Annotated in this window: 1 protein-coding gene; it reads right to left on the reverse strand. The window is 45.0% G+C overall.

The features are described from left to right. Window positions 1-5098, reverse strand: a 5098-nt coding sequence (locus F6K40_RS36885) for an Ig-like domain-containing protein (RefSeq protein ID WP_293144173.1), incomplete at both ends; no start/stop codon positions are given.

Consider the following 5098-nt stretch of genomic DNA (forward strand, 5'->3'; position numbering starts at 1 on the left):
GTGTGGGTTCGACATTTACGGATATATCAGCAGGTGCTAAGGGGTTGCCGTCGTTGTCATCGGCAGCATAAGGAATGGATGCTTCTCCCTCGAAACCATCCACTGGGGTGAAGGTGACGTTTCCGTCGTCGTCTACGGTAAATGTTCCTTTTCCTGGGACTGTAATTGTTTTCTGTATTCCGTTTGTTTCTGGATCTAGGTCAATAGTAGTGGGGTCGATGTTTTCATCGTTGTCGATGATGCTAAATGTGACTGGGGTGTTGGGTGGGGTTGTGGTTGTATCATCTGTTAATTCTGGTGTGGGTTCGACATTTACGGATATATCAGCAGGTGCTAAGGGGTTGCCGTCGTTGTCATCGGCAGCATAAGGAATGGATGCTTCTCCCTCGAAACCATCCACTGGGGTGAAGGTGACGTTTCCGTCATCATCTACGGTAAATGTTCCTTGGTTTGGTACTGTGATTGTTTTCTGGATTCCGTCGGTTTCTGGGTCGAGGTCGATAGTAGAAGGGTCGATATTTTCATCGTTGTCGATGATGCTAAATGTGACTGGGGTGTTGGGTGGGGTTGTGGTTGTATCATCTGTTAATTCTGGTGTGGGTTCGACATTTACGGATATATCAGCAGGTGCTAAGGGGTTGCCGTCGTTGTCATCGGCAGCATAAGGAATGGATGCTTCTCCCTCGAAACCATCCACTGGGGTGAAGGTGACGTTTCCGTCATCATCTACGGTAAATGTTCCTTTTCCTGGGACTGTAATTGTTTTCTGTATTCCGTTTGTTTCTGGATCTAGGTCAATAGTAGTGGGGTCGATGTTTTCATCGTTGTCGATGATGCTAAATGTGACTGGGGTGTTGGGTGGGGTTGTGGTTGTATCATCTGTTAATTCTGGTGTGGGTTCGACATTTACGGATATATCAGCAGGTTCTAAGGGGTTGCCATCGTTGTCATCGGCAGCATAAGGAATGGATGCTTCTCCCTCGAAACCATCCACTGGGGTGAAGGTGACGTTACCCTCGTCGTCTACGGTAAATGTTCCTTCTCCTGGGACTGTAATTGTTTTCTGTATTCCGTTTGTTTCGGGGTCTAGGTCAATAGTAGTGGGGTCGATGTTTTCATCGTTGTCGATGATGCTGAATGTGACTGGGGTGTTGGGTGGGGTAGTAGTGCTGTCACCTTCTAATTGTCCTGTCTCGGTGACTTCTATGGAAATATTTGCCTGATTAGAAACCGCTCCCAAGTTATCTTGAATAGTATATGTAATTGGAGTAGTAACACCACTGAAACCAGCTTCAGGGGTAAAGGTAACATTTCCAGCATCATCAACTGTATAGCTGCCTTCTCCTGGTACAGTTATGCTAGTGTCTCGTTCTGGTGTACTTGGGTCTAGGTCTACTGTGGTTAGATCGAGTGTCGTATCAGGGTCACTGTCATCATCAGTAATATTGAACGTAACTGCTTGCCCTGCTGTCGTACTTTCACTGTTATCCGTAGCTATAGGTGGCAGGTTAACTACTGTCACTGTCACATTTGCTGGATTTGATACATTATTGTTTTCGTCTGCTATCGTGTACGGAATTGTCACCTCACCTGCAAACTCTAGTTCGGGAGTGAAGGTCAACTCCCCATTCTCATCTACATTGAAAATTCCTTGACCTGCTACTTCTAATATTTTTTCAATATCTGGTGTACTTGGGTCTAAATCTATTGTCGAGGGATCTACTTCTCCTTCTTGATCAAGATCATTGTTGGCAATATTGAATGTTACAGGTTGATTGACAGAGGTACTGGCATTGTCGTCTGTGGCAATAGGAGGACTATTTATAACTTCTACGGTAATCTGACCTTGGTTAGTGATGTTGCCTACTATATCCTCTACGGTGTAAGGAATTGTGACTTCACCGACAAATCCATCTGTTGGAGTAAACGTTACTTCTCCAGTTTCATCTACTGTAAAGTTCCCTTCCTCTACAGTGAATGTTTTTTCAGGTTCAGGGATGCTAGGATCGAGGTCGATAGTTGCTGGAGCTATCTGAGTTTCCTCACCTGCTATGTCATTATCTGTAATGTTGAAACTAACTGGTGTATTGACAGTGGTGTTAGCGTTGTCATCAATAGCAAAAGGCACTTCTGGGGTGATGCCAACATTAATATTAGCTATTTCTGATGTGCTGCCATTATTGTCTGCTACTGTGTAGGGAATATTTACTTCTCCCACAAATTCATCCACGGGAGTGAAGGTGACATTGCCTTCCTCATCTACTGTAAATGTGCCTGCACCAGGGACTGTTAATGTTTTTTGAATATCTGGTGTGTTTGGGTCTAAGTCTATTGTGCTGGGATCGATGTCGTTCTCGTTATCAATGTCGTTGTTGACTATGTTCAAGGTTACTGGTACTCCAACCTCGCTACTGGCGTTGTCGTCAGTAGCTATGGGTGGAGTATTCACCACTTCAACGGTTATATTGGCTTGATTTGAGGTTTGATTGTTGTTATCAGCAACAGTGTAGGGGATGGTCACTTCTCCTACAAAACTTGCTTCTGGAGTAAAGGTAAGATTTCCGTCATCGTCTAGGGTAAATGTGCCTTCTGGCACTGTAGTTGTTTTTTGGTTTCCTGGTGTATCTGGGTCAAGATCAATGGTATCAGGATTAATATTGCCGTCTATATCGCTATCGTTATCAGTAATGTTGAATGTGACTGGTTGATCAACAAATGTTGTACCATTGTCATTGTTAGCGATCGGTGCTTGGTTGACCTCTGGTTCTGAACTCACAGTTCCACTTACTGTACCTGTGTCTGTCAGTCCATCTTCGTCTTCTACTATGTAGTCGAAGCTAATATCTCCCGTGTAATCAGCGTCTGGGGTAAACGTGATGCTGCCGTCTGCTGCTACGTTGACTGTGCCGTTGGGCACGGTTATGGTTTGAGTTGTGCCTGGGGTTAGGTCTATACCGTTGATAGATTTTACGCTGAGGTTGCTGTCATCGCCGTCAGGATCTGTGTCTCCCGTCAATAAATCTAGGGTGATTGCTCCGTCTCCTTGGGTAGTGCTGAATGTTTCGTCGTCAGCTACTGGGGGGTCGTTGATGGGATTAATTGTTATGTCTGTGCTGCCGGATACAGTTTCTGTACCATCGCTAACATTATAAGTAAAATCTCCAGGGTCATCTGTACCGTTGTAGTCAGCAGGGGCATCATAAAGTAGTCCTTGTAGTTCCTCTGATGTTAACGTGTCTCCATTATTAACTACTGTGCCATCAGCTTTGGTAACTTGACCTAATGTCGGCAGTCCGGTGACGGTGATGGTTAAAGTGTCTCCATCAGCGTCCGTGGGAGTTGTTAGTCCTAGTCCCGTGTTTTGACTCGTTTCGTCTACGGTAATGGCGCTGCTATTTACGACAGGAGAGCTGTTAGTTGCTATGATGCCAATTGTTGTTGTCGCTGTGTTGCTGTCGCTATCCCCATCATTTACCACTACTGTCACGCTCCGAGCAGTGGTGTTGGGATTTGTTGAAGTATTGTTGTACTCAATTTGAGCTATAGCAGTCTGATAATCTGCTAGTGTAGCACTGCCTGTGAGTGTAATTGTTCCTGTGGCACTATCATAGCTACTAGCTGTTATTCCTGTTGGCAGTGTGCCGTTGACTGATAAGCTTTCTACTGTATCTCCGTCTAGTCGGTTGGTTAATATGATTGTTGCTGATTCTATATTAGTGTCGTCTAAGTCTGTTATAACAACGTCACTGTCTCCTATGGCGACTCCACTTCCTCCTTCTGTGAAGGTTGTTGTGTAATCGTTTCCTGTGGCTCCACTGCTATCGTTACCATCTAAATCTAATGTAGGCAGATCGTTGACTGTGGTGATACTTATGTCTGTGCTACCGGATACGGTTGTTGTACCGTCGCTAACATTATAAGTAAAATCTCCGGGGTCATCTGTACCGTTGTAGTCAGCAGGGGCATCATAAAGTAGTCCTTGTAGTTCCTCTGATGTTAACGTGTCTCCATTATTAACTACTGTGCCATCAGCTTTGGTAACTTGACCTAATGTCGGCAGTCCGGTGACGGTGATGGTTAAAGTGTCTCCATCAGCGTCCGTGGGAGCTGTTAGTCCTAATCCCGTGTCTTGACTCGCTTCGTCTACGGTAATGGCGCTGCTATTGACTACCGGCGGTTCATTAACTGGATTAACAGTACCCGTAACAGTACCCGTATCTTCTCCCCCATTACCATCTTCAACTACATAATCAAAAGTAATCGGTCCGTTATAGTCAGGAGTCGGAGTAAAACTGACACTGCCATCTGCTCCTACACTTACCGTACCATTATCCACTCCGATAGTCTGAGGAATACCAGGAGTGATATCTGTGCCATTGATAGATTTAACGCTGAGGGTGTCATTGTCAGGGTCAGTATCTCCGGTTAATAAATCTAAGGTGAGAGTTCCCCCATCCTCATCCATAGTGAATGATTCATCATCTGCCACTGGCGGTTCATTAACTGGATTCACAGTACCCGTAACAGTACCTGTATCTTCTCCCCCATTACCATCTTGGACTACATAATCAAAAGTAATCGGTCCGTTGTAGTCAGGAGTCGGAGTAAAACTCACACTACCATCTGCTCCTACAGTTACCGTACCATTATCCACTCCTATAATTTGAGGAATACCAGGAGTGATATCTGTGCCATTGATAGATTTAACGCTGAGGGTGTCATTCTCAGGATCTGTATCTCCTGTTAATAGGTCGAGAGGGATAGTTCCTCCATCCTCATCCATGGTGAAAGACTCATCATCTGCCACCGGTGGGTCGTTGGTTGGGGTAATATCAATGTTAACTTGAGCTGGTGTGTCAGCATAGCTTTGACCGTCGAATCCGTTCCAACCAAAGCTGGTATTTCCATTGAAGTTTTCGTTGGGGTCGAAGACTATATTACCTAGTTCACTCGCGTCTATTTCTTGATTGACTGTGACTGCTACTCCATTGAGTAAGAGTGTACCATCTGTTGGCAGACTGGTAATTTGGATTTTCGTGAGGGGGTCACTTTCTGGGTCGGTGTATTTGCCTGTGAAATCGGTGGCACTAAAACTGAT

The sequence above is a fragment of the Okeania sp. SIO3I5 genome, assembly GCF_010672085.1.
GTDB lineage: Bacteria > Cyanobacteriota > Cyanobacteriia > Cyanobacteriales > Microcoleaceae > Trichodesmium.